Source organism: Limimaricola hongkongensis DSM 17492, assembly GCF_000600975.2.
Taxonomy (GTDB): domain Bacteria; phylum Pseudomonadota; class Alphaproteobacteria; order Rhodobacterales; family Rhodobacteraceae; genus Limimaricola; species Limimaricola hongkongensis.
In genome coordinates, this window is the sequence record NZ_KK088650.1 from 88534 (window position 1) to 111152 (window position 22619).

Annotated in this window: 21 protein-coding genes; 10 read left to right on the forward strand and 11 right to left on the reverse strand. The window is 68.2% G+C overall.

What is annotated here, in order from left to right; all coding sequences use genetic code 11:
- The first annotated feature begins 140 nt into the window (after nucleotides 1-140).
- The 3 genes from LOKHON_RS05095 to aspS all read left to right on the forward strand — a co-directional run bounded on the left by LOKHON_RS05095 (nucleotide 141) and on the right by aspS (nucleotide 3746).
- Nucleotides 141-1253: an aminodeoxychorismate synthase component I gene (locus tag LOKHON_RS05095; RefSeq protein ID WP_017928178.1), complete on the forward strand. Its 1113-nt coding sequence runs from the start codon at nucleotides 141-143 to the stop codon at nucleotides 1251-1253.
- A 37-nt stretch (nucleotides 1254-1290) separates the two neighbouring features.
- The gene (locus LOKHON_RS05100) at nucleotides 1291-1896 is read left to right on the forward strand and encodes an aminotransferase class IV family protein (protein ID WP_017928179.1); all 606 of its coding nucleotides are present in this window, start codon (nucleotides 1291-1293) and stop codon (nucleotides 1894-1896) included.
- A 74-nt stretch (nucleotides 1897-1970) separates the two neighbouring features.
- Nucleotides 1971-3746 carry an aspartate--tRNA ligase gene (gene aspS / locus LOKHON_RS05105; RefSeq protein WP_017928180.1) on the forward strand — a complete coding sequence of 592 codons (1776 nt, stop codon included), beginning with the start codon at nucleotides 1971-1973 and terminating at the stop codon, nucleotides 3744-3746.
- A 75-nt stretch (nucleotides 3747-3821) separates the two neighbouring features.
- Here aspS and LOKHON_RS05110 read toward each other — a convergent pair whose 3' ends face one another.
- Complete coding sequence (locus tag LOKHON_RS05110; protein ID WP_017928181.1) at nucleotides 3822-4181, reverse strand: diacylglycerol kinase; 360 nt, start codon at nucleotides 4179-4181, stop codon at nucleotides 3822-3824.
- Between the two features lie 155 nt (nucleotides 4182-4336).
- Here LOKHON_RS05110 and trhA point away from each other — a divergent pair, with 155 nt between their 5' ends.
- Entirely contained in the window at nucleotides 4337-4993 is a 657-nt protein-coding gene (gene trhA, locus LOKHON_RS05115) for a PAQR family membrane homeostasis protein TrhA (RefSeq protein ID WP_017928182.1), read from the forward strand.
- An 18-nt stretch (nucleotides 4994-5011) separates the two neighbouring features.
- Here trhA and LOKHON_RS05120 read toward each other — a convergent pair whose 3' ends face one another.
- Entirely contained in the window at nucleotides 5012-5785 is a 774-nt protein-coding gene (locus LOKHON_RS05120; protein WP_017928183.1) for a M48 family metallopeptidase, read from the reverse strand.
- Between the two features lie 153 nt (nucleotides 5786-5938).
- Here LOKHON_RS05120 and LOKHON_RS05125 point away from each other — a divergent pair, with 153 nt between their 5' ends.
- Nucleotides 5939-6175, forward strand: a complete 237-nt coding sequence (locus LOKHON_RS05125; protein WP_017928184.1) for a hypothetical protein — start codon at nucleotides 5939-5941, stop codon at nucleotides 6173-6175.
- Nucleotides 6176-6313: 138 nt separating this feature from the next.
- On the opposite strand, the gene LOKHON_RS05130 is transcribed toward LOKHON_RS05125, so the two are convergent.
- The 6 genes from LOKHON_RS05130 to LOKHON_RS05155 all read right to left on the reverse strand — a co-directional run bounded on the left by LOKHON_RS05130 (nucleotide 6314) and on the right by LOKHON_RS05155 (nucleotide 13306).
- Nucleotides 6314-6571, reverse strand: a complete 258-nt coding sequence (locus tag LOKHON_RS05130; protein ID WP_017928185.1) for a formate dehydrogenase subunit delta — start codon at nucleotides 6569-6571, stop codon at nucleotides 6314-6316.
- Nucleotides 6561-7370 carry a formate dehydrogenase accessory sulfurtransferase FdhD gene (fdhD, locus tag LOKHON_RS05135; RefSeq protein WP_017928186.1) on the reverse strand — a complete coding sequence of 270 codons (810 nt, stop codon included), beginning with the start codon at nucleotides 7368-7370 and terminating at the stop codon, nucleotides 6561-6563. Before fdhD ends, LOKHON_RS05130 begins: the two co-directional genes overlap by 11 nt.
- Nucleotides 7367-10318, reverse strand: coding sequence for a formate dehydrogenase subunit alpha (fdhF, locus tag LOKHON_RS05140; RefSeq protein WP_017928187.1), 2952 nt, complete (start codon nucleotides 10316-10318; stop codon nucleotides 7367-7369). The genes fdhD and fdhF overlap by 4 nt, the downstream gene beginning before the upstream one ends.
- The gene (locus LOKHON_RS05145; protein WP_026147440.1) at nucleotides 10315-11847 is read right to left on the reverse strand and encodes a formate dehydrogenase beta subunit; all 1533 of its coding nucleotides are present in this window, start codon (nucleotides 11845-11847) and stop codon (nucleotides 10315-10317) included. The genes fdhF and LOKHON_RS05145 overlap by 4 nt, the downstream gene beginning before the upstream one ends.
- 2 nt (nucleotides 11848-11849) lie before the next feature.
- A complete protein-coding gene (locus tag LOKHON_RS05150; RefSeq protein WP_017928189.1) occupies nucleotides 11850-12329 on the reverse strand; it encodes a formate dehydrogenase subunit gamma in 480 nt (159 codons plus the stop codon).
- Nucleotides 12330-12418: 89 nt separating this feature from the next.
- Nucleotides 12419-13306: a LysR family transcriptional regulator gene (locus LOKHON_RS05155; protein ID WP_026147441.1), complete on the reverse strand. Its 888-nt coding sequence runs from the start codon at nucleotides 13304-13306 to the stop codon at nucleotides 12419-12421.
- 486 nt (nucleotides 13307-13792) lie between these two features.
- Here LOKHON_RS05155 and LOKHON_RS05160 point away from each other — a divergent pair, with 486 nt between their 5' ends.
- The 5 genes from LOKHON_RS05160 (at nucleotide 13793) to LOKHON_RS05180 (ending at nucleotide 19599) form a co-directional block, all read left to right on the forward strand.
- The gene (locus LOKHON_RS05160) at nucleotides 13793-15436 is read left to right on the forward strand and encodes a peptide ABC transporter substrate-binding protein (protein WP_017928191.1); all 1644 of its coding nucleotides are present in this window, start codon (nucleotides 13793-13795) and stop codon (nucleotides 15434-15436) included.
- Between the two features lie 91 nt (nucleotides 15437-15527).
- Complete coding sequence (gene oppB / locus LOKHON_RS05165; protein WP_017928192.1) at nucleotides 15528-16451, forward strand: oligopeptide ABC transporter permease OppB; 924 nt, start codon at nucleotides 15528-15530, stop codon at nucleotides 16449-16451.
- A gap of 11 nt (nucleotides 16452-16462) precedes the next feature.
- Nucleotides 16463-17395 carry an ABC transporter permease subunit gene (locus LOKHON_RS05170; protein ID WP_017928193.1) on the forward strand — a complete coding sequence of 311 codons (933 nt, stop codon included), beginning with the start codon at nucleotides 16463-16465 and terminating at the stop codon, nucleotides 17393-17395.
- Nucleotides 17395-18369, forward strand: coding sequence for an oligopeptide/dipeptide ABC transporter ATP-binding protein (locus LOKHON_RS05175; protein WP_017928194.1), 975 nt, complete (start codon nucleotides 17395-17397; stop codon nucleotides 18367-18369). Before LOKHON_RS05170 ends, LOKHON_RS05175 begins: the two co-directional genes overlap by 1 nt.
- Before the next feature lie 159 nt (nucleotides 18370-18528).
- Nucleotides 18529-19599, forward strand: a complete 1071-nt coding sequence (locus LOKHON_RS05180) for an oligopeptide/dipeptide ABC transporter ATP-binding protein (protein ID WP_051585581.1) — start codon at nucleotides 18529-18531, stop codon at nucleotides 19597-19599.
- Nucleotides 19600-19689: 90 nt separating this feature from the next.
- On the opposite strand, the gene LOKHON_RS05185 is transcribed toward LOKHON_RS05180, so the two are convergent.
- From LOKHON_RS05185 to rimO, 3 genes are all read right to left on the reverse strand, one after another.
- Nucleotides 19690-20052 carry a response regulator gene (locus LOKHON_RS05185; RefSeq protein ID WP_017928196.1) on the reverse strand — a complete coding sequence of 121 codons (363 nt, stop codon included), beginning with the start codon at nucleotides 20050-20052 and terminating at the stop codon, nucleotides 19690-19692.
- Nucleotides 20045-21091 (reverse strand): sensor histidine kinase, encoded by a 1047-nt coding sequence (locus tag LOKHON_RS05190; protein ID WP_017928197.1) that lies wholly within the window; start codon nucleotides 21089-21091, stop codon nucleotides 20045-20047. The genes LOKHON_RS05185 and LOKHON_RS05190 overlap by 8 nt, the downstream gene beginning before the upstream one ends.
- A gap of 130 nt (nucleotides 21092-21221) precedes the next feature.
- Nucleotides 21222-22601 (reverse strand): 30S ribosomal protein S12 methylthiotransferase RimO, encoded by a 1380-nt coding sequence (rimO, locus tag LOKHON_RS05195; RefSeq protein WP_017928198.1) that lies wholly within the window; start codon nucleotides 22599-22601, stop codon nucleotides 21222-21224.
- Nucleotides 22602-22619 lie beyond the last annotated feature (18 nt).

Sequence of the window (22619 nt, forward strand, 5' to 3'; positions counted from 1 at the left end):
TGCGCAAATCGTCGCGGTTATAGAGATGGGCGGGCGCGTTGCAAGACCTCGCGGTCCCGCTAGGGAAAGCAATTGCCCCGCCCCCTGTCGCCTGCGCCCGCGGCGATGTATCGGAGAGGCGCAAAAGAGTGTGGGCGAACATGCGGATCGGCTTCGACAGGGGCCCCGGCGGCGGGGCGGTGCGGTTTTCGCGGCCAAGGCGGCTGATCGAGGCGTGGCAGCCCGCGGGCGTGCCGCTGGCGCTCGCCGCCGCCGAGGCGGCGCGGGCCGAGGGCGCGTGGATCGCGGGGTATGCGAGCTACGAGCTTGGCTATGCGCTGGAACGGCGGCTGACGCCGTTGATGCCCGAAAAGCGCCGCCTGCCGCTTTTGCGGTTCGGCGTGTTCGAAAAGGGCCCCGAAGACTGGAGGCCCGCGCCCGGCCCGGCCGGCTTGGGCGAGTTCACGCCGCGCTGGCAGGCCGCGGATCACCGGGCGGCGCTGGAGCGGGTGCGCGGCTATATCGGGGCGGGCGACATCTACCAGGCGAACCTGACCTTTCCGCTCGATGCGGCCTGCTCGGGCAGCGCCGAGGCGCTCTATACCGCGCTGTCGCGCGGCCAGCCGGTGGCGCATGGCGCGCTGGTCGAGCAGGAGGGGCTTCCGGCGCTGGTGTCGCGTTCGCCCGAATTGTTCTTTGCCACCGACGGGGCGGGGGGCATCGAGACGCGCCCGATGAAGGGCACGCGCCCGCGCGGCGCGACCGAACAGGAGGACGCCGCGCACCGCGCCTTTCTCGCCTCGGACGACAAGAACCGCGCCGAGAACCTGATGATCGTCGATCTGCTCAGGAACGACCTGAGCCGCGTGGCGCAGCCCGGTTCGGTCGCGGTGCCAAAGCTGTTCGACATCGAGACCTATGCCTCGGTGCACCAGATGGTCAGCCACGTCACCGCCCGCCTTGCGCCGGGTGCGGGGCTGGCGGCGATCCTCGCGGCGCTGTTTCCCTGCGGCTCGATCACCGGCGCGCCGAAGCTGCGCGCGATGGAGATCATCCGCGAATTGGAGCCTTGGCCGCGCGAGGCCTATTGCGGCGCGATCGGCTGGGCCGCCCCCGATGGCCGGTCCTCGTTCAACGTGGCGATCCGCACGCTGTTGGTCGAGGCGGGCCGCGCGACGCTCAATGTCGGCGGCGGCATCGTGTGGGACAGCGAGGCCGCGTCGGAATGGGACGAGGCGTTGTGGAAGACGCGCTTCGCCCGCATTCTGGGCTGATCCGTTTCACCATTCTCCAAATACGCAAAGACCGCCGATGCCGCCCGAGACGCCGCCGAAGATCATCGAGACGCTGGGCGCCCATCCGGGCGAGGGCCCGCGCCGTCTGTCCGCGCATCTCGACCGGATGGCGCGGACGGCGGCGGTCTTGGGGTACCCGTTCGAGCGCATCCGCGCCGAGGCTTTGCTCGATCTCACGCCCGAAGCGCCGCTGCGCTGCCGGTTGACGCTCGATCCGGCGGGCGAGCTGGATCTGACCACCGCGCCGCTTGGCCCCAACCCGTCCGAATGGCGCGTGGCGATCCACCCCGAGCGGCTCGACGCGGATGATCCGTGGCTGCGGCGCAAGACGACGCGCCGGGCGCTGTATGACGATGCGCGCGCGGATCTGCCCGATGGGGTGGACGAATGGCTGTTCCTGAACCGGGCAGGCGAGGTCTGCGAGGGCACGATCACCAATCTCTTTGCCGGGGAGGCCACACCCGCGCTGTCCTGCGGGCTGCTGCCCGGCGTGCTCCGGGCCGCGCTTCTGGGCCGGGGCTGGCGCGAGGCGGTTCTCCATCCGGGCGATCTCGACGGGGTGGGCTTTTGCATGGGCAATTCGCTGCGCGGTCTCATTCCGGCGCGTCTCGTCGCCGCCTGACCCCTCGGCTTGCTTGACATCAAGGCCCCAACCCGGTGTATCGGCGCGACACCCGCCACAAGGGATATCCTTTCATGCACGCCTACCGCACCCACACCTGCGCCGCCCTGACCTCTGACAATGTCGGCGATACCGTCCGGCTGTCGGGCTGGGTGCATCGGATCCGCGATCATGGCGGCATCCTGTTCATCGACCTGCGCGATCATTACGGCATGACGCAGGTGCTGTGCGATCCCGACAGCGCCGCCTTCGCCGATGTCGAAAAGCTGCGCTCGGAATGGTGCATCCGCATCGACGGCGAGGTGAAGGCCCGCGCGCCCGAGCTGGTGAACCCCAAGCTGCCGACCGGCGAGATCGAGGTCTTCGTGCGTTCGGTCGAGGTGCTCGGCGCGTCGAAGGAGCTGCCGCTTCAGGTCTTCGGCGACCAGGAATACCCCGAGGAGACGCGGCTCAAGTACCGTTACCTCGACCTGCGCCGCGAGCAGATGCAGGCCAACATGACGCTGCGCTCGGACGTGGTGCGTTCGATCCGCCAGCGGATGTGGGACCAGAAGTTCCGCGAATACCAGACCCCGATCATCACCGCGTCTTCGCCCGAGGGCGCGCGCGACTTCCTCGTGCCGAGCCGCCTGCATCCGGGCAAGTTCTACGCGCTGCCGCAGGCGCCGCAGCAGTTCAAGCAGCTCCTGATGGTGTCGGGCTTCGACAAGTATTTCCAGATCGCGCCGTGTTTCCGCGACGAGGATCCGCGCGCCGACCGGTCGCCCACCGATTTCTACCAGCTCGACATGGAGATGAGCTTCGTCGAACAGCAGGACGTGTTCGACACGATCCAGCCGGTGATGGCGGGCGTGTTCGAGGAGTTCGGCGGCGGCCGCAAGGTCGACCAGGAGTGGCCGCTGATCTCCTACAAGGACGCGGCGCTGTGGTACGGCACCGACAAGCCCGACCTGCGCAACCCGATCAAGATGCAGGACGTTTCCGAGCATTTCAAAGGTTCGGGCTTTGCGATCTTCGCCAAGCTCTTGGAGCAGGACGGCACCCAGATCCGCGCCATCCCCGCGCCGACGGGCGGCAGCCGCAAGTTCTGCGACCGGATGAACGCCTTTGCCCAGAAGGAAGGCCTGCCGGGCATGGGCTATATCTTCTGGCGCGATCAGGGCGACGGCATGGAAGCCGCCGGCCCGCTGGCCAAGAACATCGGCCCCGAGCGCACCGAGGCGATCCGTCAGCAGCTGGGTCTCGGCGTCGGCGACGCGGCGTTCTTCCTCGGCGGCAAGCCCGAGGCGTTCGAGCGCGTCGCGGGCAGGGCGCGGGTGGTGATCGGCGAGGAGCTGGGCCTGACCGAGACCGACCGCTTCGCCTTTGCGTGGATCGTCGATTTCCCGATGTACGAGAAGGATGACGAGGGCCGGATCGACTTTTCGCACAACCCCTTCTCGATGCCGCAGGGCGGGATGGAGGCGCTTCAGGGCGATCCGCTGGAGGTCTTGGGCTACCAGTACGACCTCGCCTGCAACGGCTACGAGCTGATTTCGGGCGCGATCCGCAACCACAAGCCGGAGATCATGTTCAAGGCGTTCGAGCTGGCGGGTTACGGCGAAGACGAGGTGCGCAAGCGCTTCGGCGGCATGGTCAACGCGTTCCAGTACGGCGCCCCGCCGCATGGCGGCTGTGCCGCGGGCATCGACCGGGTGGTGATGCTGCTCGCCGACGAGGCCAACATCCGCGAGGTCATCCTCTTCCCGATGAACCAGCGGGCCGAGGACCTGATGATGGACGCGCCCTCCGAGCCCAGCAACGAGCAGCTGCGCGAGCTGCGCCTGCGCGTTCTGCCGCCCGAGAGCTGATCGGTCTTCGCATCGAGACAACGGCCGCGCCCCCGGGCGCGGCCTTTTTCGTGCCGCTGGGTCGCGGCGCGCGGCCTAGAACACCAGCCCGCCCAGCACGCACAGCCATGCGAGGCCCACGGCCGCGCCCGCCACGGCGACGGCGGCGGAGCCGGAATCCTTGGCCTGCTTGGCCAGCGCGCGCCGTTCTTCGGAGACGTCGTCGACCACCCGTTCGATCGCGGTATTGAGGCATTCGAAGGCCAGCACCATGACCCCGCCCATCAAGAGCATCCCGCGTTCGCCCGCCGAAAGCGGCAGCAGGAAGGCGAGGCCCGCCGAGACGATGTTGGCCCACATCCATTGATGCAGGCTGCCTTCGGTGTTCCAGACATGCCTGAGCCCCTGCCAGGACCACAGCGCACGCAGGCGCACGCGTTCGAAATGTTCGCGCATGGGGCGCCTCTCGGTTCGGTTCGCGCAAGATGGCGCCTGCAAAGAACAAAGCCAAGGCCGCAAGAGTTGCGCGTTTCGGCGATGACACGCGGATGTGTCACCACATATCCGCATGCCCCCCTGCACGCCGCCCGCAAACGGGCTAGATTTGTCGCATGACACCACAGCATGACGAATACCCTGCCTATGCGCGCTCCGAGCGTATCGCCGATGGCGTGATCCACGCGCTCGGCGTGACCTTCGCCTTGACCGGCGCGGTGCTCTTGATCGTGTTCTCGGCGCTGGCCGCGGAGGCGAGCGCCGATCGGATCATCGCCGTCGCCGTCTATGGCGGCGCGCTGATCGCGACCTTCACGGCCTCGGCCTTTTATCACATGACGCCATGGACCGGGCTGCGCCCGGTGCTGCGCCGGTTCGACCACGCGGCGATCTATCTCAAGATCGCGGGCACCTACACGCCGCTGGTGGTGCTGATCGGCTCGGCCTTCGCTTACGGCGTGCTCGCGGTGGTCTGGGCGGTGGCGCTGGGCGGGGCGGTGGCCAAGCTGTTCTTCTGGAAAAGCCCCGGCCGGCTCGGGCCGACGCTGTATCTCGTGCTGGGCTGGCTCAGCGTGGCGCTGGTCTGGTCTCTGGCGCTGACCCTGCCGGTGGCCTCGACCGCGCTGGTGGTGATCGGCGGGCTGCTCTACTCGGCGGGGGTGATCTTTTTCTTGTGGGAAAAGCTGCGCTTTTCCAACGCGATCTGGCACGGCTTCGTGCTGGCCGCCTCGGGGTGCTTCTTTGCGGCGATCGCAATGGGGGTGCTCGGCTGAGCCCCCCATCGCCGCGGCTCAGAGCCCGGCGGCGGTGCGCCGGACGATTTCCATGCGCTGCGCGTTCGGCGGGTGGGTGCCGAGAAACCGGTCGCCGGGATCGGGAATGCGCAGGAAGAACTGCGCGCCCCTGACCGGATCGTAGCCCGCGCGCTTGGCGATGGTCGCGCCGAGCGCATCGGCCTCGAGCTCGAACTCCTTGGAATAGCTGCGCGCGCCGACGCCCGCGCCGATCTGCTGGGCGGTGCGCACCAGGCCTTCGTTGCCACCGCCGAGCCCTGTGGCGAGCTGGCCGAACACGGTGGCGCCGATCGCGGCGTTGCGGCTTTGCCGGTCGAGATGGCCCGCGATGTGGTGCGCCGCCTCGTGGCTGAGCACGAAGGCCAGCTCGTCGGCGTTGCGCACCTCGTTCAACAGCGCGACGGTAAAGGCCAGCAGTGGCCGGCCCTGCGCGTCGCGGGTCTGAAAGGCGTTGGCGGGCTGGCCGGGGCGGTCATCGACGACGATACGGAAATCGCAGTCGAGCTGCGGCGCGTTGACCCGGCAGACCTGTTCGGCCACCGGTTCCAGCCGCTCGACCACGGCGACGAAATTGCGCGCGGCGCTGCGCGCGGCCGCCGGATCGGTCACGGCGCCGGGGCCCTTGGAGATGCGCACATCGGCGGGAGCGGGGCTGCCGGGGCGGGTGACGGTGGTGGTGCGCTGCGGGCCGGTGGCGACGACAACGGGCGGCGCGCAGGCCGACAGCCCGAGACCGGCGGCCAGGGCGAGAGCAGTGAGACGTGACAGCATCGGCGGGGATATCCGGTTGTCTGAAATGCGGTTAGGCCGATCCTAGCCGCCCCCCGGCGGCCCGGCCAGCCCCGCGCGGGCCCGCTTCACGCGATCGGCATGGGCCCGCCGCCAATGCTTGCGCCGCCCCGGCGCCGCGCCTAGGCTCGGGGCATGTTCACCATCGAGCACGATTTCGACGCCACCGTGGTCACGCTCGTCGACGAAGGCAGCGTGTCCTTGCAGGAGGACGTCACCGTCTGCGCCTTCGAGGATTGCGTGACGGTCGAGCAATACGATCCGCGCCGCGACGCGGTGGTGCGCATCACCCTGTCGCTGCACCAGGCGCGCGAACTGGCGGCGGCGCTGAACCTGCCCGAGGGCGTCTACCGCGCCAAGGGAGGGGCCTGAGGCCCCCCGTGGCGCGCGCGCTTGCCTTTCACCATTCCCCAAATACGCATCGATCCGCCGACGCCGGCGTGACCTTGAAGGTGCCACGCGACGGCAGCCATCCGCCATGCGTATTTGAAGAATGGTGAAAAGGGGGCGTCAGCGCGTTTCGGACCCGGCGGGCACGGCCTGGCCCGCATCGCGCCAGATCTCGGCGCCGCGCCGCGCCAGCGGGGTGAGCGCGTCGGCCTCGTCCGTCTCCATCATCGCGAAGAGCCGGTCGCGCATGCGCGGCTCCCAGAAGCTGCGCAGATGCGCCGCCACCCGTTCGGCGCGGTCGCCCTCGGGCTGGCTTTCGAAGAAGGTGGCGATCTGGTTGGCCATGCGGATCAGCTTGAGATCGGTGCTAGAGGACATGGGCGCTTCCGATGCGGTTGGGGTGGGTATAAAGCCGCGTGCCGTGGCGGTTATGGGTGACGAGCGCGATGCCCGCGGCCTCGGCGAGCCGCACGGCATGGGCCGTGGGCTGCGACACCGACAGCAGGACCGGCGCGCCGATCATCGCCGTCTTCTGCACCATTTCGAGCGACAGCCGCGAGGTCAGCACCACCGCGCCCGCGCCCGGATCGATCCCGGCGGCGGCCATCGCGCCCGCCAGCTTGTCGAGCGCGTTGTGGCGGCCGACATCCTCGCGCGCCAGCACGATGCCGTGGCCGGGACGGTAGAAGCCCGCCGCGTGCACGGCGCGGGTTTCGTCGTGGAGCGGCTGCAACGCCCGCAGCCCGTCGAGCGCGGCGGCTACTTCGGACGGCGCCAGCACGAGGGAGGAGGCGGGGACCGCACGCACCTCGCGCGCCGCTTGCGCGAGGCTGTCGATGCCGCACAGCCCGCAGCCGACGGGGCCCACCTGCGCACGGCGGCGCGCGTCGAGCGCGGCGCGGCGGGTCTCGGGCAGCCAGATCCGGGCCTCGATGCCATTGGGCTGATCGACGATCTCGACCTCGCCGATCTCGGGCGCCTCGGCGAAGCCCTCGGTGATGGTGAAGCCGCGCGCGAAATCCGCGATATCGGCGGGGGTGGCCATCATCACCGCCTGCGTCGAGCCGTTATAGACCACCGCCACCGGGGTCTCCTCGGGCAGCGAGACGGGGCCGGACGGGGCCGCGCCCGCATCATGCGCCGTGACGCGGGCGAAGGGCGGCGGCGTCCCGGTCATTCCGCCGCGGGCAGGATGCGGCGCGACTTTTCGGCCTGCGCCTCGTAATCCTGCTGCCACTCGGAGGGACCGTTCGACGGGCTGACCTGCACCGCCGTCACCTTGTATTCCGGGCAGTTCGTGGCCCAGTCCGAGAAATCGGTGGTGATGACGTTGGCCTGCGTCGTCGGGTGGTGGAAGGTGGTATAGACCACGCCGGGGCTGACCCGGTCGGTGATCTCGGCCCTGAGCGTCGTCTCGCCCGAGCGCGAGGCGAGGCGGACGAAATCGCCATCCTTCACGCCGCGCGTTTCGGCATCGTGCGGATGGATCTCCAGCACGTCCTCCTCGTGCCACGCCACGTTGTCGGTCCGCCTTGTCTGCGCGCCGACATTGTATTGCGACAGGATGCGGCCCGTGGTGAGCAAGAGCGGAAAACGCGGGCCGGTCCTTTCATCCGTCGCCACGTATTCGGTGCGGATGAACCGCCCCCGACCGCGTACGAAACCGTCTATATGCATGAGCGGCGTGCCCTCGGGCGCGGCGTCGTTGCAGGGCCACTGCACCGAGCCCTTCTCCTCCAGAAGCTCGTAGCTGACATGGGCAAAGCTCGGCGTCGTCGCGGCGATCTCGGCCATGATCTGCGCGGGGTGGGTGTAGGTCCAGCCGCCGCCCATCGCGTTGGCCAGAAGCTGCGTCACCTCCCAGTCGGCATAGCCGTTCTTCGGGGCCATCACGCGGCGCACGCGGTTGATGCGCCGCTCGGCATTGGTGAAGGTGCCGTCCTTTTCGAGAAAGGTCGAACCGGGCAGGAAGACATGCGCGTAATTCGCGGTTTCGTTCAGGAACAGGTCCTGCACGATCACGCAGTCCATCGCGGCGAGACCGGCGGCGACGTGCTTGGTGTCGGGGTCGGATTGCAGGATGTCCTCGCCCTGGCAGTAGAGCCCCTTGAAGCTGCCATCCACCGCCGCATCCAGCATGTTGGGGATGCGCAGCCCCGGCTCATGGTCGATCTCGACGCCCCAGAGGCTTTCGAACACCTCGCGCGCCTCACCGCCCGAGACGTGGCGATAGCCCGGCAGCTCGTGCGGGAACGACCCCATGTCGCAGGAGCCCTGCACGTTGTTCTGGCCGCGCAGCGGGTTCACCCCCACGCCCTTGCGGCCGATATTGCCGGTCAGCATGGCGAGGTTGGCGATGCCGATGACGGTGGTCGAGCCCTGGCTGTGCTCGGTCACGCCGAGGCCGTAATAGATCGCGCCGTTGCCCCCCGTGGCATAGAGCCGCGCCGCCTCGCGCAGCTCCTGCGCCGGCACGCCGGTCAGCATCTCGACCGCCTCGGGCGCGTGGCGATCCTCGGCCACGAAGGCGACGTAGTCCTGAAATTCCTCCCAGTCGCAGCGGCTGCGGATGAACTCCTCGTCGTAGAGCCCTTCGGTCACGATCACATGTGCCATCGCGGTGACGACGGCGACATTGGTGCCGGGGCGCAGGGCCAAGTGATGCGCGGCCTCGACATGCGGGGAGCGCACCAGATCGATCCGGCGCGGGTCGATCACGATCAGCTTCGCGCCCGCGCGCAGCCGCTTCTTCAGGCGGCTGGCAAAGACCGGGTGGCCGTCGGTGGGGTTGGCGCCGATGATGACGGCGACATCCGTGTCCTCGACCGAGTCGAAATCCTGCGTGCCAGCCGAGGTGCCGTAGGTCTGGCCCAAGCCATAGCCTGTGGGCGAATGGCAGACCCGGGCGCAGGTGTCGGTGTTGTTGTTGCCGAAGACGGCACGCGCCATCTTCTGCACGAGGTAGGTCTCCTCGTTGGTGCAGCGCGACGAGGTGATGACGCCGATCGACTTCTTGCCATGGGTCTTCTGGATGCCGCGCATCCGGTCGGCGGCAAAGCCGATCGCCTCCTCCCACGACACCTCGCGCCACGGCTCGTCGATGCGGTCGCGGATCATCGGGTTGAGAATCCGGTCGCGATGCGCGGCATAGCCATAGGCGAAGCGGCCCTTGACGCAGCTATGGCCGCGATTGGCCTTGCCGTGCTTGTAGGGGGTCATGCGGACCAGCTCGTCGCCGCGCATCTCGGCCTTGAACGAACAGCCGACGCCGCAATAGGCGCAGGTGGTGACGACGGCGCGGTCCGGCGTGCCGATCTCGGCCACCGATTTTTCCTGAAGCGTCGCGGTGGGGCAGGCCTGCACGCAGGCGCCGCAGGACACGCAGTCCGACGTCATGAAATCGTCGAGCTTCATCCCCGCCGAAACCCGGCTGTCGAAGCCGCGCCCTTCGATGGTCAGCGCGAAGGTGCCCTGCACCTCGTCGCAGGCCCGCACGCAGCGCGAGCAGACGATGCATTTCGACGGATCGTAAGTGAAATAGGGGTTGGAATCGTCCTTGGGGGTGAATTGCGGGTTGGCGATGCCCTCGGGCTGGCGCAGCCGCGCCTCGGCCTGGCTTCGCGCGCCGGTGCCCGACGGGTCGTAATGGTTCTGGCCGGGCGTGAAGCGCACGTCGCGCAGGCCGACGGCGCCGGCCATGTCCTGCAATTCGCAATCGCCATTGGCCGCGCAGGTCAGGCAATCGAGCGGGTGGTCGGAGACGTAAAGCTCCATCACCCCGCGCCGCAGGCGGCGCAGCTTCTCGTTCTGGGTGCGCACCACCATGCCCTCGGCCACCGGCGTGGTGCAGGACGCGGGCGTGCCGCGACGGCCCTCGATCTCGACCACGCAAAGACGGCAGGAGCCGAAGGCCTCCATGTTGTCGCTGGCGCAAAGGCGGGGCACCTCGATGCCGATCTCGGCGGAGGCGCGCATGACGCTCGTGCCCTCGGGCACCGTCACCTCGAAACCATCGACCGTCAGCGTCACCATGGTGGCCGAGACGCGGGCGGGCGTGCCCATGTCGGTGTCGTTCTTGAGCCCGGTGCCGCCGGGCCCGTCGAAGGGGATCAGGAAATCCTTCATTCCGCCGCCTCCTTGCCGCGTGCGTGGAAATCATCCGGGAAATGCATGAGCGCCGACAGGACGGGGTAGGGGGTGAAGCCGCCCAGCGCGCAGAGCGATCCGTCCTTCATCGTATCACACAGATCGGTCAGAAGCGGGATCGCGTCGGCGTCGCCGCGCGCGATCCGGTCCACCGTCTCGACCCCGCGCACCGCGCCGATCCGGCACGGCGTGCATTTGCCGCAGCTTTCGACCGCGCAGAACTCCATCGCGAAGCGCGCCATGCCGAGCATGTCGGCCTGCTCGTCGAACACCACCACGCCCGCATGACCGATCAGCCCGCCCTCGCCGTCGAACTCCTCGTAGCCGAAGGGCGTGTCGAACAGCGCGCGCGGGAAATAGGCCCCCAAGGGACCGCCGACCTGCACCGCCTTGACGGGGCGGCCCGAGGCGGTGCCGCCGCCGATCTCGTCGACCAGCGCGCCCAGGGTGGTGCCGAAGGCGGTCTCGAACAGCCCGCCGAACTTCACGTTGCCCGCGATCTGGATCGGGATGGTGCCGCGCGAGCGCCCCAGCCCGAAATCGCGGTAATGCGCGGCGCCCTTTTCGAAGATCACCGGCACGGTGCCGAGCGAGATGACGTTGTTGACCACCGTGGGCTTGCCCAAGAAACCCTCGATCGCGGGCAGCGGCGGCTTGGCGCGCACCACGCCGCGCTTGCCCTCGAGGCTGTTGAGAAGCGAGGTTTCCTCGCCGCAGACATAGGCGCCCGCACCGACACGCACCTCCATGTCATAAGCGAAACCCGAGCCCAGCACCGAGGCGCCCAAGAGCCCGTGCGCGCGGGCGATGCGGATCGCCTCGCGCATGACATGGATCGCCTCGGGATATTCCGAGCGCAGGTAGACATAGCCCTGCGTCGCGCCGACACAGATCCCGGCGATGGCCATGCCTTCGATCAGGCTGAAGGGGTCGCCCTCCATCAGCATCCGGTCGGCGAAGGTGCCGCTGTCGCCCTCGTCGGCATTGGCGACGATGTACTTTCTGTCGGCTTGCGCCTTCTGCACGGTGTCCCACTTGATGCCGGTCGGGAAACCGGCGCCGCCGCGGCCCCTGAGCCCGCTTTCCTTCATCTCCTCGATCATCTCAGGCCCGGTCATGCCGAGCGCACGGCGAAGCCCCTTGAGCCCGCCATGCGCCTCGTAAGCCTCCAGCGAGAGCGGGTCGATCACGCCGACGCGGGCAAAGGTCAGCCGGGTCTGGCGCTTCATCCAGTCGATCTCCTCGGTCGGGCCGAGCGCGAGCGCGTGATCGCCCCATTCCGCGTCGAACAGCGCCGCGACATCGCGCGGGCTCACCGGGCCGAAGGCATGGCGCACCCCGTCGCGCTCCACCTCGACCAGCGGCTCCAGCCAGAGCATCCCGCGCGAGCCGTTGCGCACGAGTTCCACCTCGGTGCCGCGGATCTTCGCCTCGGCCAGCACCGCCTCGGCGACCTTTTCGGCATCGACCGCGAGGGCGGCGGCATCGCGGGGGACGTAGAGCTTCAGGCTCATGCCTCGACCTCCGCCAGAAGCGCGTCGAGCCGCGCCTCGTCCACCCGCGCCACGACGCGGCCATCGAGCATCACCGCCGGGCCGGTGGCGCAAAGCCCGAGGCAGTAGACCGGCTCAAGCGTCATGCCGCCGGTCGCCGTGGTCTCGTGCCAGTCGATGCCGAGCCTGGCGCGCGCCGCGTCCTCGACCGCGCGGCCACCGCGCGCCTGGCAGGCCTCGGCGCGGCAGACCTTGAGCATGTGGCGCCCCGCCGGAGCCTCGCGGAAATCATGGTAGAAGCTGACCACGCCATGCAGTTCCGCCCGGCTGATGTTCAGCGCCCCCGCGATGATCGGCAGCGCCTCTTGCGGCACGTGGCCCCATTCGGCCTGCACCGCGTGCAGGATCGGCAGCAGCGGTCCCTCGCACGCGGCGTGATCGGCGAGGATCGCGCCGAGGCGGCCCTCCAGATCGGCGAGAGCGGGCGGTGTCGGCATCGGCTGGCTCCTCATCGGCTTGCGCGATGATCAAGCCGGGTTTCGAGTGGTATATCAATATCGCGGTTCCGTTTCGCGATAGAGAAAGCCTATCGATCACGGGCAAATCTTCGCGCTTCGGACAGCAGCGCGTCGAGCAGCGGCGTGTGCGGCTCGCGCCATGGCGCGATGAGCCCGATTTCATGCGCGGCGTCGGGCGCGGTGAGCGGGCGCGCCAGCAGCGGCTGGCCGTCGAGAAAGATCGCGGCGCCGCGTTCGGGCAGGATCGTGATCCAGCCGGTGGCAAGCACATGCGAGATCAGCGCGACGGTCGAATTGGTCTCCAGCACGGGCCGCACCTCGACCCCGGCGGCGGCGAGATGGCCCGCGACGATCCGGCGGTTCTGCATGTCCGGCGTCAGCAGGCACAGCTCGGCGCCCGACAGGTCGGCCCATCGCAGCCGCTCATGCGTCGCCAGCGGCGCATCGGCGCGCATCACCGCGACGTAGCGCTCGGTATAGAGCGGCACGGTCACGACCCGGCCCAGCGGTTCGTTGTCGAGATAGCCGATCCCGGCATCGGCCTCGTGATCCTCGATCATCGCCAGAAGCTGCGCCGTGGTGGCCGAGCGCACCGAAAAGCGCATCTTCGGATGCGCGGCGGCGAAACGCTGGCAAAGCGGCGCGATCGCGCCCAGCGCCGTCGGCACCACCGCGAGCCGCAGCATCCCGCTCAGCCCTTCGCGCGCGGCGCGCAGCTCGTCCTTCATGCCACGCACATCGCCCGAGATGCGCCGCGCCCAGCCCAGCACCCGTTCGCCTTCGGGCGTCAGCCCCTGGAACCGCGAGCCGCGCCGCACCAGCATCACGCCGAGGCTGTCCTCGAGCTGGCGGATCGCCGCCGACAATGTCGGCTGCGTCACCCCGACCGCTTCGGCGGCACGGCCGAAATGTCGCGCCTTGGCGAGCGCGATGAACATCTCCAGCCGGTCGATCATGCGCGCCCCCCGATGCCGGGCCGGGGCGGCGGGCAGGCACCGGGCGCGCGCCATGGATTCGCGCGATCCGGCGCCGCGAGGCGCGGCGAGGGCGGGGCGGCGGGGCTGTCTGGCAGGCGCATGGGTCAGGTTCTCCTTGCCTGAAGGCAGGCGGTTGGCGGTCCCGGCGGGCCGGTCGCGGAAATTCGCCGCCCGGCATCGATCACGATTTTAGGCGCGACAGGCCGGTCTTGAAACGCGAAGTTGTCGGCGCGGGTGTTGCGCCCGCATCATTCGTTCGAAAGCCGCGCCGGATCCGCCGGAAGGTTGCGCCGGGTGGGTGACGTTGCGGAAGCCGGGCGGTCGTGCTGTCGCGCGGTCATTCGGCGATATGTCTTGCATTGCAAGGCGCATCGCAAAAGGATCGTGCCACAACCACGCCCGCAAAGGGCGGATCTCCATCCGGCGGCGGGGGCGACCTCGCGCCACAGACACAGGGATGACCTCATGACCTTGAAGACCCATCTTCTCGCGGGCACCGCGGCGCTCTTCGCGCTGAGCGGCGCGGCCCATGCCGAAAGCCACGCGATGATGGAGCACCCCGAGACCGGGGAGAAGCTCGCCGCCGACCAGACCTTCACCTACCGCGTGCTGGATGAATTCCCGTCGATCGACCCGAACCTGATCGAGGACGTCGAGGGCAGCCATATCGGCCGCAACCTGTTCGAAGGCCTGATGAACCAGGACGAGACGGGCGAAGTGGTGCCCGGCGTGGCGACCGGCTTCGAGGTTTCCGAAGATGGTCTGACCTACACCTTCACCCTGCGCGACACCGCCAAGTGGTCGAACGGCGAGCCGGTCACCGCGAACGACTTCGTCTATTCGTGGCAGCGCGCCGCCGATCCGGCGACCGCCTCCGAGTACCAGTGGTACATGGGCCTGATGAAGATCGCCAACATCGACGAGGTGATCGCGGGCGACAAGGCGCCGACCGAGCTCGGCGTCAAGGCCGTGGACGACCACACGCTCGAGGTGACGCTGTCGCAGCCGTTGCCCTATTTCCCGCAGATGGTGACGCACACCACGACCTTCCCGGTGCCGCAGGCCACCATCGAAGAGCATGGCGACGCCTGGACCCAGCCCGGCAACATGGTCTCGAACGGCGCCTATGTGCTGTCCGACCGCGTGCCGCAGGAATACCTGACGATGACCAAGAATCCCGAATACTGGGATGCCGAGAACGTCATCATCGAGGAAGTCACCGCGCTCGTCATCAACGACGAGAACCAGGCGCTGACCCGCTACCTCGCCGGCGAGTTCGACCAGACCGACGTGCCCGCGGGCCAGTTCCCGCGGCTGAGCGAGGAATATCCCGAGCAGGCGATCTCGGTGCCGAATCTCTGCTCCTACTACTACAACCTGAACGTCTCCGATTCGGGCCCCGAGGCGCTGGCCGATCCGAAGGTGCGCGAGGCGCTCTACCTCGCCATCGACCGCGACGTGATCACCGAGAACGTGCTCGGCGGCGGCCAGGAGCCGGCCTACACGCTGACCCACTGGGCCACGGCGGGCTTCGAGGTGCCGTCGATCGAGGTCGCGCAGATGAGCCAGCAGGAGCGCAACGCGCGCGCCATGGAGCTGATGTCCGAGGCCGGCTACGGCAAGGACGGCGAGGCGCTCGAGCTCGACATCCTCTACAACACCTCCGAGTCCCACAAGCAGGTCGCCACCGCGGTCAGCCAGATGTGGAAGCAGACGCTGGGCGTCGACACCACCATGGCCAACATGGAGTGGCAGACCTTCCTGACCGAGCGTCACGAGAAGAACTACGAGGTGGCGCGTGCCGGCTGGTGCGCCGACTACAACGAGGCGTCGTCCTTCCTCGACATCATGCAGACCCAGTCCTCCTACAACGACTCGGGCTTCACCAGCGAAAAGTATGACGGGCTGATGGCCGACGCGACCACCGCCGAGGATCCGCTGCCGCTCTACACCGAGGCCGAGACGATCCTGACGCAGGAATTCCCGATCCTGCCGATCTACCATTACGCGACCGTGTTCATGATGGACGAGAACATCAAGGGCTACCCGCTGGAGAACGCGCAGGACAACTGGTACGCCAAGGATCTCTACCGCGTCGCGGCCGAGTAACTCCTGACAGAAAGAATGCCGCGCCCCCTGGCTTGCGCGCCGGGGGGCGCAGTCCATTTCCGCAAGGCGCGGAAACGAGGTATCATCCCCCATGCTGAATTACGTTCTCAGGCGCATCGCCATCGCGATCCCGACGATCCTGTTGCTCGTCGTCATCTCCTTCGTGCTGATGTACGCGGCCCCCGGCGGCCCCTTCAATTCCGAGCGACCGCTGCCGGCGCAGGTCATGGCGAACATCGAGGCGCGCTACGGGCTCGATCAGCCCTATTGGAAGCAGATGGCGAACTACGTCTGGAACGTGGTCGTGCATTTCGATTTCGGGCCGTCCTTCCAGTACCGTGACCGCACGGTCAACGACGTGATCGCCCAAGGCTTTCCGGTGACGCTCACCTACGGGTTCTGGAGCTTCATCTTCGCGCTCGTGGTGGGCGTGGCGCTCGGCGCCGCCGCCGCGATCAAGCACAATTCCTGGCTCGACTACCTCGCCGTCGGCATCTCGATCGGCGCGCAGGTGCTGCCCAACTTCGTGATGGCGCCGATCCTGGTGCTCGTGTTCACGCTGTGGCTGGGCTGGCTGCCGGGCGGCGGCTGGCAGGGCGGGCAGATCGAATACCTGATCCTGCCGGTGATCGCGCTGTCGACCTCCTACATGGCCTCGATCGCGCGGATCACCCGCTCCTCGATGCTCGAGGTGCTCAATGCCGGTTTCATCCGCACGGCCCGCGCCAAGGGCCTGCCCACGAGCCGCATCATCTGGAAGCACGCGCTCAAGCCGACGATGCTGCCGGTCCTGTCCTATCTCGGGCCCGCCTTCGTCGGCATGATCACCGGCTCGGTGATCATCGACGTGTTCTTCTCCACCGGCGGCATCGGCCAGTTCTTCGTCAACTCTGCCTTCAACCGCGACTACTCGGTCATCATGGGGATCACCATCCTCGTCGGTGTGCTGACCGTCACGTTCAACCTCGTGGTCGACCTGCTCTATGCGTGGATCGATCCGAAGATCCGCTACTGAGGAGGGGTCCCATGTCGCTCAATCCCGATCCCGACACCGCCGACCGCCTGCTCGCCGCGCAGGCCGCCGCCGACGTCAAGGGCCGCTCGCTGTGGAAGGACGCGCGCCAGCGTTTCATGCGCAACCGCGCCGCCGTGGCCGGTCTCGTGGCGCTGGTGCTGATCTGCATCTTCGCCTTCTTCGGCGGGTTCCTCGCGCAATACGAACCCGATTACGTCGATTTCTCGCTGATCGGCGCCAACGCTTCGCAAGGCGTGCCATCCTTCGAGACGGGCCATTATTTCGGCACCGACAGCTCGGGCCGCGATCTTTACGCGCGCACCGTGCAGGGCACGCGGATCTCGCTGCTGGTCGGCATCGTCGGCGCCGGCGTCGCGGTGATCGTCGGCACGCTCTACGGCGCGATCGCGGGCTATACCGGCGGGCGCACCGACGGCGCGATGATGCGCAGCGTCGATATCCTGATGTCGGTGCCGTACATGTTCGTGCTGATCCTGATGCTGGTCATCTTCGGCCGCTCGATCCTGATGCTGTTCATCGGCATCGGCCTGATCTCGTGGCTCGACATGTCGCGCATCGCGCGCGGCCAGACGCTGACCATCAAGGGCAAGGAATTCGTCGAGGCGGCGGTCGCCACCGGCGTGCGGCCGATGACCATCATCCTGCGCCACATCGTGCCGAACCTTCTGGGCCTGGTGATCGTCTATGCCACGCTTCTGGTGCCGCAGATGATCATCACCGAAAGCTTCATCAGCTTCCTCGGCCTCGGCATCCAGGAGCCGAACACCTCGCTCGGCGCGCTGATCTCGAACGGCGCGAGCAACATGCAGTACGGGGTGATCTGGCAGCTGGCCTTCCCGCTCTTCTTCTTCGTGATCACGCTCTTCGCCTTCTTCTTCGTAGGCGATGGCCTGCGTGACGCACTCGACCCCAAGGATCGCTGATGGCACTGCTCGACATCGAAGACCTCCGCGTCACCTTCACCACCGGCGACGGCGAGGTGAACGCCGTCAACGGCGTGAACTTCTCCATCGAGGAGGGCGAAACGCTCGCCATCGTCGGCGAAAGCGGCTCGGGCAAGAGCCAGACCGCCTTTGCCGCGATGGGCCTTCTGGCGCGCAATGGCCGCGCCACGGGGCAGATCCGCTATGACGGGCGCAACCTGCTGGAACTCAAGCAAAAGGAGCTGAACCGGGTCCGCTCCGAGGAGATCGGCATGATCTTCCAGGACCCGATGACCTCGCTCAACCCGTATATGCGGATCTCCGAGCAGATGGCCGAGGTGCTGACCCTGCACAAGGGGCTGAGCAAGAAGGCGGCCATCGACGAGGCCACCAAGATGCTCGACGCGGTGAAGATCCCCGACGCCAAGAACCGCATCACCATGTTCCCGCACGAGTTTTCGGGGGGCATGCGGCAGCGGATCATGATCGCCATGGCGCTGCTGTGCCAGCCGCGGCTTCTGATCGCCGACGAGCCGACCACCGCGCTCGACGTGACGGTGCAGGCGCAGATCATGGAGCTGATGGCCGAGATCCGGCAGGAATTCGGCACCGCGATCATCCTGATCACCCATGATCTCGGCATCGTCGCCGACACCTGCGAGCGCACGCTCGTCATGTATGGCGGCCAGATCATGGAAAAGGGCCCGACCGAGCAGCTGTTCGAGCGGCCGACCCATCCCTACACGCTGGGGCTTTTGCGCGCCGTGCCGCGAATCGACCGCGACGACGAGACGCTGTCGACCATCGCGGGCGAGCCGCCGGACATGTCGAGCCTGCCCAAGGGCTGCCCCTTCACGCCGCGTTGCAGCTTTGCGCATGGGCCGTGCCCGACGGTGCGCCCCGAGCTGGTGCCCGCCGATGGCTTCCCGGCGCTGCGCCGCGCCTGCCATGCCCCCGTTGCGGAGGTGAAATGATGACCGATCCCACCGATCCCAAGAACGACAAGTTCACCAAGGCCAGGGGCCGCGACGAGGCGGGCGACCCGCTCCCCGCGGCACCGCCCGCCTCGGGTACCCCTGTCGCGACCCCGCCATCGCCGGCGCCTTCGGACGTCGCGCACAAGGACGCGCCCGTTGCCGCCGACGGGGGGGCGCACGCCCCCGCGCAGCCCACCGGCGCGATCGAAAAAACCGATCCTGCGGGTCGACGACCTGCGCGTCGCCTTCGACATCCGCCCGCGCGGCGCCTGGCCCTGGACGCCGTCGAACAAGCTGCACGCCGTGGGCGGCATCAGCTTCGATCTCGCGCCGGGCGAAAGCCTTGGCGTGGTGGGCGAAAGCGGCTCGGGCAAATCGACCCTGGCGCGCGCCATCGTCGGCACGATCCCCTCCACCGGTGGGCGGATCGAATTCGAGGGGCAGGACCTCGCCTCCATGTCCGACCGGCAGCGCCGGGTGCACCGCAAGGACGTGCAGATGGTGTTCCAGGACCCTCTGGCTGCGCTCAACCCGCGCATGACCGTGGGCGACATCATCGCCGAGCCGCTGGTCACGCACGAGCCCAAGACCCCGCGCAAGGAGGTCCGCCGCCGGGTGGCCGAGCTGATGGAGCGGGTGGGCCTGCTGCCCAACCTCGTGAACCGCTACCCGCATGAATTCTCGGGCGGCCAGTGCCAGCGCATCGGCATCGCCCGCGCGCTGATTCTCAAGCCCAAGCTCCTGATCTGCGACGAGCCGGTCTCGGCGCTCGACGTCAGCGTGCAGGCGCAGGTGGTGAACCTTCTGAAGGAGCTGCAGCGCGACATGGGGCTGGCGATGATCTTCATCGCGCATGACCTCAGCGTGGTGAAGCACGTCTCCGACCGGATCGTGGTGATGTATCTGGGCCGGGTGATGGAAGTGGCGAAATCCAAGGCGCTGACCACCAACCCCGAGCACCCCTACACGCAGGCGCTGATCGCCTCCGTTCCGATCCCCGACCCGGTGCTGGAGCGCCAGCGCCAGCGCCCGGTGCTCGGCGGCGAGCTGCCCTCGCCGCTCAGCCCGCCTTCGGGCTGCGTGTTCCGCACCCGTTGCCCCAAGGCGCATCCCGATTGCGCCGAGCGGCCGCCGCGCATGGTCGATCTGGGCGACGGGCACCGCGTGGCCTGCCCGTATCACCAAGAGCCCAGCGTGCTCGACGCGGCGCGGCAGATGGCGGGCTGACCGTGTGCGCGATCGCCCCCCCGTGGGGCGGCCGCGATACATTTTCGACCATGGCGTGAAGGGGCCCGCAGGAGCGGGCCCCCGCGCGTTTCAGCCGCGCAGCGCCGCCCGCGCCGCGGCGAGAAGCTGGTCGGGATCATAGGGTTTTTGCACGCAGCGATGCGCCGCGAAGGCGCCCGGCAGCCCCGCCGCCGCATAGCCCGTGGCGAAGATGAACGGCGTGTTGTCGCGCGCCAGCCGCTCGGCCACCGGGTAGCTGGTTTCATTGCCGAGATTGACGTCGAGGATCGCCACGTCGAAGGCGATCTCCTCGGCCGCCCGCAACGCTTCGCTCAGCCGCATCGCCACCGTGACCTCGCAGCCCGCCTCGCTGAGCACGTCCTCGCCCAGCATCGCGACGAGGCTTTCATCCTCGACGAACAGCACCCGGATGCCCTGAAGCGTTTCATCCATGCGCGGCTCCGGGCGCCGGGTCGAGCACCACCGGGTCGGGCAGCTGCGGCAGCAGCATCTCGATCCGGCAATGCAGCCCCTCGGGGCGGAACTCCACCCTGGCCGTGCCGCCGAACTCCATCGCGACCTGCCGCTCGATCAGCCGCAGCCCGAAGCCCTTGCACGTGGGCTCGGCGACGCGCGGTCCGCCGTGCTCGGTCCATTCCAGCACGAGCGCGGTGCGGCCTTCATCGGCGGGGGCGGCGGTCCAGGCCAGCGTCACCTCGCCCTCGGGCCGGCTCAGCGCGCCATGGGCGAGGGCGTTGACGCCCAGCTCGTGCATCGCCATCGACAGGCTGACCGCCGCCTTGGGGTGGATGTCGAGATCGGGGCCGTTCACGACGACCCGCTCGGGGGCGATCTCCGCCGCCACGGCGTCGGCGATGACGCGCAGCGGCGCGCGCGCCCACGCGGTTTCGGTCAGCACGTTATGCGCCCGCGACAGCGTCGTCAGCCGCCCCGAGAACCGCTCGAAGGTCGAGGCGTCGCTGCTCTTGAAGCTCTGCCACGCAATCGATTGCACCGTCGCCAGCGTGTTCTTCACCCGGTGGTTCAGCTCGTTGACCAGCAGCCTCTGGCGTTCCTGCGCGCGCTTCTCCTCGGAGATGTCGCGCACCTCGATGATGGTGCCGATGGTCTGGCTTTCCTCGTCGCGGATCGGGCTGGCGGTGAAGCCGACGGGATAGAAATGCCCGTCGCGATGCACGAAGACCTCTTCGCCCTGCGTCTGGTTGTATTCGGGAAAGGCGCGGTCGATGGCGCATTCGTGCAGCGGAAAGGGGCGGCCATCGGGATAGGTGTGGTGGATGATGTCGTGCAGCGGCCGGTCGAGCGCCATGACCTCGTCGAGCGACCAGCCCGTCAGCTTCTCGGCGGCGCGGTTCATGTAGACGCAGCGTTGCCGGTCATCCATCAGGAAGATCGAGACGGAGGCGTTGTTCAACACGGCCTGAAGCCGTCTTTGGGCGTCGTCGAGCGGGCGCGCCTGCGGGGTCTGCATCTGGTCCGGGTCTCCATCGGGGCGCCACCCGTACGATCATGCCCCTTGGGTGCGATCGCGGCCAGCCGCCATTTGTCGTCGATCTAGCGCGCGACGCCGGGCGGCAACACCGCCCCGGCGTCACATGCGATCAACTCCCGACCATGCGGCCCCAGAGGTCGTATTCATCCGCCTCGTCCACCTCGACGGTGAGCATGTCGCCGGGCTTGAGGATGTCGTGGCCGTCATCGATGAACAGGTTGCCGTCGATCTCCGGCGCGTCGGCCATGGTGCGGCAGGTCGCGGCTTCCTCGTCGACCTCGTCGACGATCACCTGCAGGTGCTGGCCGACCTTGGCGGCGAGCTTGGCCTCGGAAATCGCCTGCGCCTTCTGCATGAACCGTTCCCAGCGCTCCTGCTTGACCTCTTCGGGCACGTGATCGGGCAGGTCGTTCGAACGGGCACCGGCGACGTTCTCGTATTTGAAGCAGCCGACCCGGTCGAGCTGCGCCTCGTCGAGCCAGTCGAGCATGTAGTCGAACTCGGCCTCGGTCTCGCCGGGGTAGCCGACGATGAAGGTCGAGCGCAGCGTGATGTCGGGCGCCATCGACCGCCACGCCGCGATCTCGTCGAGCGTCTTTGCGGACGCCGCCGGCCGCGCCATGCGCTTGAGCACGTCCGGGTGCCCGTGCTGGAACGGGATGTCGAGATAGGGCAGCAGGCCGGAGTTCGGATCGGCCATCAGCGGGATCAGGTCGCGCACATGCGGGTAGGGGTAGACGTAGTGCAGCCGCACCCAGGCCCCGAGCGAGCCCAGATCGCGCGCCAGATCGGTGATGTGGGCGCGGTGCCCGCGATCCTCGGCGTGGCGGATGTCGAGCCCGTAGGCGCTCGTGTCCTGGGAGATCACCAGCAGCTCGCGCACCCCCGCCTCGACGAGCTTTTCCGCCTCGCGCATCACCGCATGGGCGGGGCGCGACTGAAGCCGCCCGCGCATGTCGGGGATGATGCAGAACTTGCACTTGTGATTGCAGCCCTCGGAGATCTTCAGGTAGCTGAAATGCCGCGGCGTGAGCGAGATGCCGCGCGCCGGCAGCAGATCCACGAAGGGATCGGGCGCGGGCGGCACCGCGCCATGCACCGCGTCGAGCACCTGCTCGTATTGATGCGGGCCGGTGACGGCGAGCACGCGTGGATGCGCGCCGGTGATGTAATCGGGCTCGGCCCCGAGGCAGCCGGTGACGATCACCTTGCCGTTCTCGTTCAATGCCTCGCCGATCGCGTCGAGGCTTTCGGCCTTGGCGCTGTCGAGAAAGCCGCAGGTGTTGACGATCACCGCGTCGGCCCCGGCATAGTCGGGGCTGATCGCGTAGCCCTCGGCCCTGAGCCGGGTCAGGATGCGTTCGCTGTCGACCAGCGCCTTGGGGCAGCCGAGCGACACCATGCCGATGGTCGGCTGGCCGGGACGGGCGACATCGTTGAAGCGCGCCTTGGGGGCGAGGTCGGGACGGAGATCGGGAGGATTCTGCATCCGCGCGATCTAATCGCT